The organism is Pseudomonas sp. 31-12 (assembly GCF_003151075.1).
Classification (GTDB): Bacteria; Pseudomonadota; Gammaproteobacteria; order Pseudomonadales; family Pseudomonadaceae; genus Aquipseudomonas.
Genome location: NZ_CP029482.1, coordinates 4,475,553 through 4,487,442, shown reverse-complemented (window position 1 = coordinate 4,487,442; position 11,890 = coordinate 4,475,553). Strand labels below are relative to the sequence as shown.

Sequence of the window (11,890 nt, the reverse complement as noted above, 5' to 3'; positions counted from 1 at the left end):
GTCAATGACGCGCGTCGTGCGGTTTAGCCAATATGGTGGTCCGGAAGTGCTCAGGATCGATGACATCGACGTGCCTGAACCGGGGCCTGATGAAGTACGGATCACCGTCAAAGCGATTGGTCTGAACCGGGCAGAATCCATGTTCCGCTCCGGCCAGTATCTGGAAGAGGCACAGTTTCCTTCCCGTCTGGGGTATGAAGCGGCGGGTATCGTCGAGGCCGTCGGCGCACGCGCCGGCCAGTTTACGGTCGGTGACATCGTCAGCCTGATTCCTCCGGCCTCCATTGCGCAGTGGGGCACCTATGCCGAACTGGCCGTCGTGCCGGCGGCGATGCTGGTCAAGCATCCCGCCAACCTGTCATTCGCTGAAGCCTCGGCGGTATGGATGCAGTACATCACGGCGTGGGGCGCGTTGATTCATGTCGCGGCATTGCAGCCCGGCGAATTCGTTCTGATTACGGCTGCCTCAAGCAGTGTCGGCCTGGCGGCGATTCAGATTGCCAATCAGGTTGGCGCCATCCCGATCGCCGTCAGCCGCACTCTGGCCAAGCGCGAGCAGTTGCTGTCTGCCGGCGCCGCGCATGTGGTGGCCAGCGAGTCGGCGGATTTCAATCAACAGATTGAACGGTTCACTGCGGGCAAGGGCGCCCGGGTGATCTTCGATCCGGTGGGTGGGCCGTTTCTGGAGCATTTGGTCGACGTTGCCGCTACTGGCGGGATCGTTCTCGTGTATGGCGCTCTGAGCCCCGAGCCCGCGCCTTTCCCGCTGTTCAAGGTGCTGGGCAAAAGCCTGGCGTTGCGCGGCTATCTGCTGCACGAAATCACCTCCCGGCCAGCCTTGCTCGAGGCCGCCAAGGCGTATGTCATCGCCGGTCTGGAGGAGGGGACGTTGCGTCCGGTCATAGCCAAAACCTTCGACTTTGAACAGATCGTTGCCGCCCATCAGTATCTGGAAGCGGGCGAGCAGTTCGGCAAAGTCGTGGTCACGCTGGAGTCCGACTCATGAAAATGCTCCATCCGATCTACTTTCTCGCACTAGGCCTGTTTGGCGTTTACACCATTGAGTTTGGTGTAGTCGGGATTCTTCCGGTAATTATCGAGCGCTTCGCGATCAGTGCGTCCCAGGCCGGTCTGTTGGTGGGGCTGTTCGCGCTGATCATTGCGGTCTTCGGCCCGATCATGGTGTTGCTATTGTCGCGCTTCAATCGCAAGAAGATCCTGACGATTGCGTTGTTCATTTTTGCCGGCACCAGCGTGCTGTCGGCCTACGCACCCAACTTTGAATCGCTGATGGTGCTGCGCATCATCCCGGCGCTGTTTCACCCCGTGTACTTTTCCCTGGCCTTTGTCGCGGCGGTTTCACTGTACCCACCGCAGGAGTCTACCCGCGCCGCCGCCAAAGCCTTTGTCGGCACCAGCATGGGCATGGTGCTGGGGGTGCCGTTGACGACGCTGATCGCGGCGCAGTTTTCCTATGAAGCCTCGTTTCTGTTCTGCGCCGTGGTCAACTGCATTGCTGGCCTCGGGATCATTGCCCGGCTGCCGGACGCGCCCGACAAAACCCGCATTTCCTATAAAGAGCAGCTGGCCATTCTGCGCAAGTTCCCGCTCTGGCTGAACATTACCGCCTCGACTTTGATTTTTGCCGCGATGTTTTCCGTATACAGCTACTCCGCCGAGTACCTGGCCAAGGAAGCGGGCATGAGCGCGCAGATGATCAGCATCCTGCTGGTGATCTTCGGTATTGGCGGCGTCGCGGGCAATCTGTATGCCGGCAAACTGATCGGGCAGAACATGGTTCGGACAACCATCCTGCACCCGATCCTGCTGGCCGGTGCCTATGGGCTGTTGTACCTGTTCGCCGGCCCGTCACTGATGACCATGCTGGTAATCGTGGTGATCTGGGGCGCGACCCATACCAGTGGGCTGATCGTCACGCAAATATGGCTGACCTCCGAAGCGCCGGAAGCGCCGGAGTTCGCCACGGGCATTTACATCTCGTTCATCAATCTGGGCGTGACCATCGGGTCGACAACTGGCGGATGGTTCCTGGCACGCATGGGCTTGCAGGGCACCCTTTACAGTGGTTTTCTATTTGCCGCGTTGGCCGTAGTGGTCATCGTGGTCAAAGTCCTGTTTTTCAGTGCCGAGCCGCGCAAGGGAGGAGCGCAGATCGCCGCAGACTGAGTTGAACGATGCATCGTAGCCCGCACGGATGGGGGTTGTATTTTCGTCAGTGCGTGGCCGCCATCGAATGTTTTTCCCAAACAAGGATCTCCAGGAAGGAAGCCTTTGGGTCGACCGCCTGGATTGTCATTCCATTGAGAATCGATCGAGGCCACATGAACTCGTTACCTGTACACAATGCTTCTTGCAACTGGCCCGTGGGTCTGGAATCGCGCGACATGAGCAAGTTCGACTGGGAGAACTTGCGCCATTACGTCACCTTCGCCCGCACGCAGTCGCTCAGCAGCGCGGCGAGGGAGCTGGGCGTGGAACATGCCACCGTCGCGCGACGGATCGCGGCGCTGGAATCATCACTGAACCTCAAACTTGTCGACCGACGCAAACGCAACTATGAAATGACGCCGTTTGGTCATCGCATCGCCGAAATTGCCGGGCGAATGCAGAAAGACGCCAAGGCGATTTCCAAAGTGGCGCTTTCGGTGCAAACGGAAATGGTCGCCGACCTCTCGGTCAGTGCGCCGCCCCTGCTGACCTCCGAGTTCATTGCCCCGCACCTGGGACGCTTGCGTCGTGAACACCCCTCGATCAACGTCAGCCTGCTGATGCAGGACGATATCGGCACCCTGTGTAACCCCGAACCGGACCTGATGATTCGTTTGTGCCGTCCGACCCAGATGGACCTGGTGGCGCGCAAGATCGGCACCGTGTCGTTTGGGCTTTACGGCAGCGAGCATTATCTGACAGAGCACACCAGCGAACAGTACGAGTACATCATCTATGACGACAGCATGGAACACTCCCGACAACAGGTGTGGCTGCGCGAGGTAGCTGCGGAGCGCCCTGTGGTATTGCGCGCCAGGAGCCTTGAAGTCCAGGCCTCGGCAGCACGTGCCGGTGTCGGTATCGCGCTGTTGCCCAATTTTTATGGCCTGAAAGACCCGGCGCTGGAAAAGGCCCAGTTCCATAATTCTGATCTGATGATCGATATCTGGCTGGTGGTGCATGAAGATTTACGCAAGGAAGCCCCTATTCGTTCGTTAATGGACTTCCTGGTCAGTTGTTTTCCGACTGAGCATTATTTCTGAGACGTTTTTGTGAGAGGGGGTAGTTCACTATTGAATTAACACAAGGTGAATTTTTTAACCCCCTAGGGTGAATACGGGGAGTTTACAAACAAGCGGGCAGATTCCAGTATCAGTCCAAGAATAAGAAACACGCTTCCTTCGACGATTGAAAACCTGTGCCAGGGTTTTCAAGAGTCCATCTCACCGGACACGGCGCGCGCCTCTCCGATTGCGGACACCCCCATAATAAAAAAACAGCCATGATTCCATTTGCCCATTGAACGTGTTCGATGGCGGCATCTGACGCTGAAAAAACATGTTTGACTTTTGTATTCGGCCTTCGCGGCCCTCGACTCATGCCTCGTAAAAACCTGTCAGGAATATTCCTGTATTACGGCCTCGTTACTACTGGATAAAACCGGAGCGTACTTGCGTGCGTGTCCAGAGTTTTAAGAGAACCCACAGAAGGAATTGGATCATGAGCAAAGTAAAAATTATTGATGTAACGCTCCGTGATGGTGGTTATCGTAATAATTTTGAGTTCAGTGCCGACTATGCCGCCAATGCAGTTGGGCACTTGACTGATGTGGGCGTAGTTCACGCTGAAGTGGGCTATTGCAATGGTTCTTTCATTCGCAAAAAAGAACATGGCCTGAGCAGTTCGGTCAACCCGGAATATCTGGATTCATTACGCCGCGCCGCACACGGCCAACTAGGGCTGTGTGTCATGGTTCACCCGCGTAATGTGGTCAGCGAAGACTTTGAAATGCTGGCCGAACATGGCGTCGGAATGATTCGGGTATGCCTGCGTGCCGATCAACTTGAACAAGGGCTGGACACCATCAAGTTGGCCAAGTCATTCAACTTTCTGGCCAGTGCCAACATCACCCATATCACCACGCAAACACCGGGTGCTGTAACCGACATTGCGTTGCGTGCGGAGGGGGCTGGGGCCGATATCATTTATTTTGCCGACTCCAACGGCAACATGATTCCCGATGATGTCGAACTGCTGATCAGCCGGATCTCCAGAAGAGTGCATGCGCCGTTGGGCTTTCATGCGCACAACAATCTTTCCCTGGCACTTTCCAACTCCATCGCTGCCATCGATGCCGGCGCCGAATACATCGATACCTCGATTTGCGGCATGGGCAAAGGGGCGGGCAACTTGCACCTGGGCATGTTCATCGCCTATCTGGAACGCATTGGCAGTGCCAATGGCTATGACCTGGTCAAGGCGCTGCAATTGTCCGAATACACCGCTGAAAGTGTGCCTCTGAGCAGTCTGCCAGCCCCGCTCATGGACGTGATGCTGGGCGCTTACAACCTGCCGTTCGATGTGTCGCAGCGGCTGGAGGACACCATGTCCCGGTTGCAGATCAATTCGACATTCCAGGCGCTCAGAGCGATGCACGAACAGGACCTGTTTGCGCGGCACGCTGCACGGCCGACGGTGATTTCCCGAGCCAGTTTCCCTGCTCGCCTTTGCGCGGAAGGAAAAATGTGATGACGGTACTTCATTCATCGGCGTTGCCGGGCCAGCCAGCGCGTCATCGAGTTTGTGTGCTGCCCGGCGATGGCGTCGGGGTGGAAGTGGTCGAGGCAGTCCTGCCGATTTTCGAGGCACTGGCGTTGCCCATCGACCTGGATTTCGGCCAGATCGGCTGGGAGTGCTGGCGAACCGGCGGTGACCCGGTGCCAGCCGAGACCTGGGTAAAAATCGCCGCCGCCGACGCCACGTTGCTCGGCGCCATCACCAGCAAAGCTTTGCAGGAAGCCGAGGCCGAGCTGCCGGAGCACTTGCGCAACACCTCGCGGGTTTACGTCTCGCCGGTGATTCAGTTGCGTCAGCGTCTGAGTCTGTACGCCAATGTGCGGCCAGTCACCGATGTCCTGGGTGAAGGCCGGTTTCGCTTCACTGTGATCCGCGAAAACACCGAAGGGCTCTACGCCGGGCTGGACTTTGCCGCGATACCCGCCGAGTTCGAACCGGTGCTCAAGGCGCGGGAACTGGCTGGGGCGCCCTGGCACCGCGACTCGCCTGAGGATGCAACGATGACGGTGCGATTGCAGACCCGGGCCGGTTTGACCCGACTGTTTCGCTACGCCTTCGACTACGCCCGCAAGCACGGCTACCCGCGTGTGACCCTGGCGGACAAGCCCAACGTGTTGCGTTACAGCGGCGCGTTTGCCAAGGGCATCCTCGAAAGCGTTGCCACGGACTACCCGGACATCGCCTACAACATCGATAACGTGGACGCCGTCGCCCTGTGGATGATTCGTCGTCCGGAGCGCTTTGGCGTGATCGTCGCGGAGAACATGTTCGGCGACATCCTTTCTGATCTCGGTGCCGGGGTGATGGGCGGCCTCGGTTTCGCACCCAGCGCGAACATTGGTGATGCCGGGGCCTACTTCGAACCGGTACACGGCAGCGCCCCGGCGCATGTCGGCCAGAACAAGGCCAACCCCAGCGCGATGTTTCTGTCTCTGGCATTGCTGCTCGAACACCTGGGCTACCACGCCCAGGCACTGGCCATCGAGCAGGCGGTGGCGCAGGTGGTCAAGCATGACTGCCAGACCTACGACAGCGGTGGTCAGGCAACCACCCGGCAATGCGCCGCGGCCATCATCGAAAGAAGCGTGCTCAACCTATCTCCACTCAACCCGCAAACCGAAAACGGCCGGGCTTTGCCCGCAAGGAGCCATGCATGAGCCACCTTTCACTCTCGGTGCAACAACGCGCCCTGTTGGAGCAATGCGCTGCTCTGGATACGGCGTCACTGAGTGATGCCCTCGACAGCCTCGGCATTGATGCCGGGTTGCAAGGTATCGCCCAACAAGTCCCGGGCACCCGTTGTTCAGGCTTTGCCTTCACCGTGCTCTACGAGCCGGTCAACCAGAACGACGGGTTCAAGAACGCCGCCAACTACATTGACGACGTCCCCCCGGGCTCCGTGGTGGTATCCAGCAATGCCGGGCGCCTGGACGCTACCGTTTGGGGCGACATCCTCACCCACGTGGCCTTGAGCCGGAACATTCGCGGCACGGTGATCGACGGTGCTGCCCGCGACATCGACACCGTGACCCGACTCGGTTACCCGCTGTTCAGCCGTGGTCGGTTCATGCAATCGGGAAAGAACCGCGTGCAACTCAAGGCCACCCAGGTGCCGGTGCAGATTGGTGCGGTGACGGTCAATCCGGGGGATTTGATTGTCGGCGATGGCAGCGGCTGCCTGGTGATCCCCATCGACAAGGCCGAGGAAGTCATCAAGCGCGCCCAGTCGGTGGAAAAGACCGAGCGCGACATCATCGAGTCGGTGGCGCAAGGCCTGTCGCTGGCCGAGGCGCGACGCCTGCACCGCTATGACCAACCGTGGCTTGCAGCTGAGGCCAAGACCCCGAGCGCAGCCTGAGCGGCCTACCTGCGTGCGATGAAGAGGCGTCAGGCGAAACGGCACATGACGCTCACTAAAGGAGAAGAGAGATGACTTCGAACCATTTGGTAAAGACCAATCCGATGCGCAGCAGCACCAACAAAATCAAGCTGGGGGTGTTCGCGCTCAATATCGAAGGGGGTTGCACCCTGACCACCGTCCCGGAGCGCTTAAACGCCAGCGACTGGAGTGGCAACCTGGAAATCGCCAAAAAAGCCGACAAGGCCGGCCTTGAGTTGCTGCTGCCAGTAGGGCGCTGGCGCGGCTGGGGTGGCGCGAGCGACCCGATGGGCGTGTCTTTCGAAACCTACACCTGGGCCGCGGGGCTGGCGTCGGTGACCGAACAGATCGCCCTGTTTACCACCTCGCACCTATCGACCGTGCACCCGTTGTTCGCGGCCAAGCAGGCCGCGACCATCGACCATATCAGCGGTGGCCGCTTCGGTCTGAACATGATCTGCGGGTGGTACGGTAAAGAAATGGGCATGTTCAACGGCGGCGTGCAGCTGGAACATGACCGGCGCTACGACCATGCCGATGAGTGGCTGAACGTCGCCAGGATGGCCTGGAACGAGCCGGCCAATTTCGACTTCAAGGGCGACTTCTTCAACATTGCCCAAGGTTTCGCCCAACCCAAACCGCTCAACCAACCGTTCCTGATGAATGCCGGTGGTTCCGAGCGCGGTCGCCGGTTTTGTGCCGAGCATTGCGACGCCGCGTTCCTGATCCTCAAGCACGAAGATGACGACGACACCATTCGCGCGCAGATCAAGGCCTACCGCGACCTGGCGCGTCTGGAGTATGGCCGCGAGATCCAGATCTGGGTCTACTCCTATGTTGTGCAGAAAGACACGCTCGAGGAAGCCGAGAAGTACCTCGACTACTACGTGAATCAGCATGGCGATGAAGTCGCACTGGATAACGTCACGTCGGAGATTGGTATCCAGAGCGGGATGTTCGCCAGCACCGAAGACGCCGAGCGCTTCCGCTTCCACTTCAAGGCCGGTTTCGCCGGGGTGCCATTGGTGGGCACCGCCGAAATGATCGCCGAGCAGTTCCAGCGTTACAGCGACTTGGGCATTGACGGTATCTGCCTGACTTGGCTCGACTACAAAAGTGGCCTCGACGAGTTTCTCGAAGATGTCTTGCCACGCATGGAAGACGCCGGTCTGCGCCAGCCCCACAACAGCGCTCGACGGATCATTGGAGCGGTGGCATGAGCGCCCGAAGCGCTTTGGCGCTGGCCGTCGAATCGTTGGATCCGGAGCCGGCCGAGGACTTCAAGCGGGCCATGCGGCGCCTGACCAGCACGGTTTCGATCATCGCCACCGGCGTTGGCGATGCACGTAGCGGCATGGTCGCCACGGCGGTCAGCTCATTGTGTACCGATCCGCCTTCGCTGCTGATCTGCATCAACCGCTCGGCCAGTCTGTGTGAGCCGTTGCTGACCAATCAACGGTTCAGCGTGAATCTGCTCGATGCGGCGCAAAGCCAACTGGTCGGCGTATTTGCCGGCCAGCTTAAGGGACATGCGCGTTTCGAACATGGTGACTGGGCAGCGTTCGACGACTTGCCGTATCTGCCTGACGCGCAAGCCACGCTGTTTTGCAGCGTGGATGCCCGACTGACCTACGCCACCCACGAGGTGATTGTCGGTCGGGTCGAGCGCTCGCTGGTCACCGAACGCATTTCACCGCTGCTCTGGCAGGACGGTAAACCGGCACAGTCTTGCGCGCTGACTCACTGAGTCGCGACAACTTTTTAACCTACGTTTGCCAGGAGGCAACCATGAACAACCTGACTAAATTCGAAGCACCGACACCCGACGAGAGCGATGCGATTTTTCTGGTTAACGTCGTGCATGTCTTCGAAGGCCAACAGGACGCCGCCCTCGATGTACTGCGCTCGGCAGTGAGCTACGTGGCGCAGGCTTATCCGTCGTTCCAGTGGAGCCGCCTGTTCAAAAGCATCGACGGCAAGACGGTGATCAACCAGGCGCAATGGAGCAGCAAAGAAGAGTTCGACTCGCTGTTTTCCGATGAGCAATTCCTGAGCCGCTACAACCGATTGAAAGAGACCGGTACTTGGGAGTTCCACTTGTACAAGGTCAACGATTACATCCCGGCAGCCTACGCCCCGGTAGCCGCGGCGCTCGTTTAAGCGAGGTGCAGGCCCGCGCACGTTGCGCGTCGCGGGCTTGCCGCTCGGCGAATTCTTTTATCGGTACATCAAGGAGATACACCGTGAGCAATTTCGACTCTGCGCTGACTCGACTGCTTAAAACCGCCAACCCGGTGGTCCTGGCGCCCATGGGCGGTGCTGCCGGCGGACGACTGGCCGCTGCGGTTTCACGGGCCGGCGGGCTCGGTCTGGTGGGCGCCAGCTATGGCGATCCGGACTGGATGAAAACCGAACTGGAGCTGATGAAAGACGTCAAGGAACCTTGGGGCGTTGGCTTGGTGATGTTCACCGTGGCCAAGCGCTTCGAACTGCTGGAGCTGGCCCTGTCTTATCGGCCCAGCGTGGTCGCCTTGTCGTTTGGCGATGCCCGGCCTTTTATCGCTCCGATCAAGCAGAGCGGGGCGCTGGCCATCGTTCAGGTGCATGACGTCGATCAGGCGCTGGCGGCCCTGGAGGCCGGTGCCGATGCGCTGATCGTGCAAGGCGCCGAAGCCGGCGGGCACAGTCTGCGACGGGCATCGTTTCCATTGATCCCGGCCGTGCGCGATGCGGTGGGCGACGACGTGGTACTGATCGCCGCCGGCGGTATTGCCGATGGCCGAGGTCTGGCCGCTGCCCTGTTGCTTGGCGCCGATGGGGTGATGATGGGCACGCGGTTTCTGGCCAGTGAAGAGGCGCTGCCATCCAACAAACTCAAGCAACGGCTGGTCCGGGCCACCGCTGGCGATACCGTGCGCACTCGCGCGTTTGACCTTGTGCGGGGTATTGAGTGGCCAGAGCAGTACAGCGGTCGAGCGCTGGCCAACGACTTCACTGCCCGCTGGCTGGGTTTCGAGCACGAACTGGTGAAGGCCCCGGCCAGTGTCGGCGAGGACTACGCCCAGGCGCTGCGCGAAGACAACACGCAAGTCCGCGCGATCTGGGCGGGTGAAGTCGCCGACCTGGTCAATGATGTCTTGCCCGCTGCCACCATCGTCGAACAGACCTTGCGCGGCGCGGAACAGGCCCTGCGTGGCGCCCGCAAACTGTTTGATTGACGCGATCTGCGCGTGTTCTTCTGGAAAGGAATCGATATGAACAGCAATGCCCCCGTACATGTGCAGTTTGGTCTGGGCCCGGAACTGGTCGTGGTGATGTCGCCGGTCATGCCCGCCTGGGACCAGGGACAGTTTTTTGCTCCATTGACCCAGTCGCTGGTCGACAAAGGCTATCGGGTCATCATCTTTGACACGCTCTCGCTACTGGCCGAAGAGCAGGAGGATTTTGTCAGCTTCACCCAGCGCTGGGCCGCGGTGCTCGAGCCGCTTGGGCCCATTGCCCTGATCGCCGGTTCGGCGCTGGGCGGGGCAGTGGTTCAGGGGTTGCTCGCTACCACCGTGGGCCAGCAAGTGGCGCGGGCGTTGCTGATCTCTTCACCGACCAAGGCCGACAAAGTCCTGGATCGCCGACTGGGGACGATGGCCGAGCTGGCCAGCGCCGGTGATGTCGACACCGCGCTGATGCTGCTCGATCAATGGGTGCTGCCGGCTCATGTGAAGCCGCCAGTGCGCCAACCCGATGCGCTGGCGAGCGCCGACGAACAGGCCGGGCGACGTCTGGATCAAGGCTTTCGTTTGTTGAGCGAACTCAACGTGGAGTCTCAAGTGGCGGCCTGGCCGGGACGCCTGTTGAGCATCTTCGGCGCGGACTCCCAATTGGTCAGGGCCACCAATGTCAGCTTCAAGACCTCCGCGCAGCATCTGGCCGTCAGCGTTCCCGGTGCCGGGATGCGACCGTTGCTCGATGACCTTGCGCGAGTGCGCGCCAGTGTGCGAGCACACCTGGGAATCGATCTGGAGGCTCATGCATGAGTGCTTCGACCGCCGCCGCCCCGGCCTCCCGCGCACGCTTTATTGATGTTCATTACCACGCCGGCCCTGATGCATATTTGCGTCGCCATAGCGCGCTGCAGGCCGGTCACCATTACCAGGCGCTGGACGGTTGGGTGGTGCTCAAAAATCACCTGGGCTGCACCGCCGCCCAAGCCTGGGAGGCCCGCGAGCAAGGACTGCCGGTGTCCGGTTCAATCGTGCTCAATGAAATCGCCGGCGGCCTTGATTGGCGGGTGGTTGAACGTTCGCTGTGCCAGCACGGTGCCGTCGACCTGCGTTTTGTCGTGCACCTGCCCACCGTGACCGGCCGTTCACATACCAGTCGGCTGGCCCGCTCACTCAGTCACTCAATCCTGACTGAGCGACCGATCAAACCGCTGACCGTCAGCGATAGCAGCGGTCAGCTGAACCTCGCCACGCTGGAGCTGCTGCGCATGAGCCGCGACTATCCGGTGGTGATCTCCACCGGACATGCCAACCGCGAAGAGGTTCTGCGTCTGGTGGAAGCGGCCGATCGACTGCAAGTGCCACGCCTGATGCTCAACCAGCCCGCCAACCCACTGACTGGCCTGAACGCGCAAGACCTTCTGGACTTGGGCAGCCTGCCTTCTCTGTACATCGAGCAGACCGCACTGACCTACCTGCTCGGCTATCAGAGCAAGGAAGACTTTTCCAAAGTGCTGCGCGACGTACCCCGAGTGATCTACAGTTCGGACTTGGGCCAAACCAGCCAGCCAGACATCCGTCCGTGGTTGGAGATGAGCGGGCAATGGTTCAAGGAATTTGAGATGAGTGCCGAGCGAGTCGAATCGATCATCCGTAGTTGTCCGTTGGAGATGCTCAGTCATTGATGGTTGGGGAGGGGGATTGTTGAAGTCATGCTGAAAACCTGATCAGAGCCGAGCTCTCGCCCGGACCTTCTCGGACGCGCTCGGCCGTATTATTGGTTATCGGGCTTCCAGATTTCTACATCGGCGCCGGACTCAAATGGAATTGAAGATATGCACACCTCACATTGCGAATCTCTTGCTGGCGACGTTTCTCTTGGGTTGTAGCAGTGCCCCAAAGGAAAAGACTGAATTTGAGAAGCAGGTCGATGCGGTGCCAATGCCCACAACCGAGGCTGACCGCCTGGAGCAGTGCAAGAACCTCA

The 11,890-nt window shown here is 59.8% G+C and carries 12 protein-coding genes; all 12 read left to right on the top strand.

What is annotated here, in order from left to right; translation table 11 throughout:
* Nucleotides 1–4: 4 nt before the first annotated feature.
* The 12 genes from DJ564_RS21215 (at nt 5) to DJ564_RS21160 (ending at nt 11,588) form a co-directional block, all read left to right on the top strand.
* Nucleotides 5–1,006: a zinc-dependent alcohol dehydrogenase family protein gene (locus tag DJ564_RS21215; protein WP_109633052.1), complete on the top strand. Its 1,002-nt coding sequence runs from the start codon at nt 5–7 to the stop codon at nt 1,004–1,006.
* The gene (locus DJ564_RS21210; protein WP_109633050.1) at nt 1,003–2,187 is read left to right on the top strand and encodes an MFS transporter; all 1,185 of its coding nucleotides are present in this window, start codon (nt 1,003–1,005) and stop codon (nt 2,185–2,187) included. Before DJ564_RS21215 ends, DJ564_RS21210 begins: the two co-directional genes overlap by 4 nt.
* Nucleotides 2,188–2,405: 218 nt before the next feature.
* Nucleotides 2,406–3,272, top strand: coding sequence for a LysR family transcriptional regulator (locus DJ564_RS21205; protein ID WP_218277762.1), 867 nt, complete (start codon nt 2,406–2,408; stop codon nt 3,270–3,272).
* 457 nt (nt 3,273–3,729) lie between these two features.
* The gene (locus DJ564_RS21200) at nt 3,730–4,758 is read left to right on the top strand and encodes a nucleoid-structuring protein H-NS (protein ID WP_109633046.1); all 1,029 of its coding nucleotides are present in this window, start codon (nt 3,730–3,732) and stop codon (nt 4,756–4,758) included.
* The gene (locus tag DJ564_RS21195; protein WP_109633044.1) at nt 4,758–5,963 is read left to right on the top strand and encodes an isocitrate/isopropylmalate dehydrogenase family protein; all 1,206 of its coding nucleotides are present in this window, start codon (nt 4,758–4,760) and stop codon (nt 5,961–5,963) included. Before DJ564_RS21200 ends, DJ564_RS21195 begins: the two co-directional genes overlap by 1 nt.
* Complete coding sequence (locus DJ564_RS21190) at nt 5,960–6,664, top strand: RraA family protein (protein WP_109633042.1); 705 nt, start codon at nt 5,960–5,962, stop codon at nt 6,662–6,664. Before DJ564_RS21195 ends, DJ564_RS21190 begins: the two co-directional genes overlap by 4 nt.
* A gap of 71 nt (nt 6,665–6,735) precedes the next feature.
* Nucleotides 6,736–7,905 carry an LLM class flavin-dependent oxidoreductase gene (locus DJ564_RS21185; RefSeq protein WP_109633040.1) on the top strand — a complete coding sequence of 390 codons (1,170 nt, stop codon included), beginning with the start codon at nt 6,736–6,738 and terminating at the stop codon, nt 7,903–7,905.
* Nucleotides 7,902–8,432 carry a flavin reductase family protein gene (locus tag DJ564_RS21180; RefSeq protein ID WP_109633038.1) on the top strand — a complete coding sequence of 177 codons (531 nt, stop codon included), beginning with the start codon at nt 7,902–7,904 and terminating at the stop codon, nt 8,430–8,432. The genes DJ564_RS21185 and DJ564_RS21180 overlap by 4 nt, the downstream gene beginning before the upstream one ends.
* A gap of 41 nt (nt 8,433–8,473) precedes the next feature.
* On the top strand, nt 8,474–8,845 hold the full coding sequence (locus tag DJ564_RS21175; RefSeq protein WP_109633036.1) for an antibiotic biosynthesis monooxygenase: 372 nt from the start codon (nt 8,474–8,476) through the stop codon (nt 8,843–8,845).
* A gap of 83 nt (nt 8,846–8,928) precedes the next feature.
* The gene (locus DJ564_RS21170) at nt 8,929–9,903 is read left to right on the top strand and encodes a nitronate monooxygenase family protein (protein WP_109633034.1); all 975 of its coding nucleotides are present in this window, start codon (nt 8,929–8,931) and stop codon (nt 9,901–9,903) included.
* 36 nt (nt 9,904–9,939) lie between these two features.
* On the top strand, nt 9,940–10,716 hold the full coding sequence (locus DJ564_RS21165; protein ID WP_109633033.1) for an alpha/beta hydrolase: 777 nt from the start codon (nt 9,940–9,942) through the stop codon (nt 10,714–10,716).
* Nucleotides 10,713–11,588 carry a DUF6282 family protein gene (locus tag DJ564_RS21160; RefSeq protein ID WP_109633031.1) on the top strand — a complete coding sequence of 292 codons (876 nt, stop codon included), beginning with the start codon at nt 10,713–10,715 and terminating at the stop codon, nt 11,586–11,588. Before DJ564_RS21165 ends, DJ564_RS21160 begins: the two co-directional genes overlap by 4 nt.
* Nucleotides 11,589–11,890: the final 302 nt, after the last annotated feature.

Coding starts and splice junctions, on each gene's coding strand:
- DJ564_RS21205 (WP_218277762.1), top strand. CDS start 2,406: ATGAGCAAGTTCGACTGGGAGAACTTGCGCCATTACGTCACCTTCGCC.
- DJ564_RS21165 (WP_109633033.1), top strand. CDS start 9,940: ATGAACAGCAATGCCCCCGTACATGTGCAGTTTGGTCTGGGCCCGGAA.
- DJ564_RS21175 (WP_109633036.1), top strand. CDS start 8,474: ATGAACAACCTGACTAAATTCGAAGCACCGACACCCGACGAGAGCGAT.
- DJ564_RS21160 (WP_109633031.1), top strand. CDS start 10,713: ATGAGTGCTTCGACCGCCGCCGCCCCGGCCTCCCGCGCACGCTTTATT.
- DJ564_RS21180 (WP_109633038.1), top strand. CDS start 7,902: ATGAGCGCCCGAAGCGCTTTGGCGCTGGCCGTCGAATCGTTGGATCCG.
- DJ564_RS21195 (WP_109633044.1), top strand. CDS start 4,758: ATGACGGTACTTCATTCATCGGCGTTGCCGGGCCAGCCAGCGCGTCAT.
- DJ564_RS21210 (WP_109633050.1), top strand. CDS start 1,003: ATGAAAATGCTCCATCCGATCTACTTTCTCGCACTAGGCCTGTTTGGC.
- DJ564_RS21215 (WP_109633052.1), top strand. CDS start 5: ATGACGCGCGTCGTGCGGTTTAGCCAATATGGTGGTCCGGAAGTGCTC.
- DJ564_RS21190 (WP_109633042.1), top strand. CDS start 5,960: ATGAGCCACCTTTCACTCTCGGTGCAACAACGCGCCCTGTTGGAGCAA.
- DJ564_RS21185 (WP_109633040.1), top strand. CDS start 6,736: ATGACTTCGAACCATTTGGTAAAGACCAATCCGATGCGCAGCAGCACC.
- DJ564_RS21200 (WP_109633046.1), top strand. CDS start 3,730: ATGAGCAAAGTAAAAATTATTGATGTAACGCTCCGTGATGGTGGTTAT.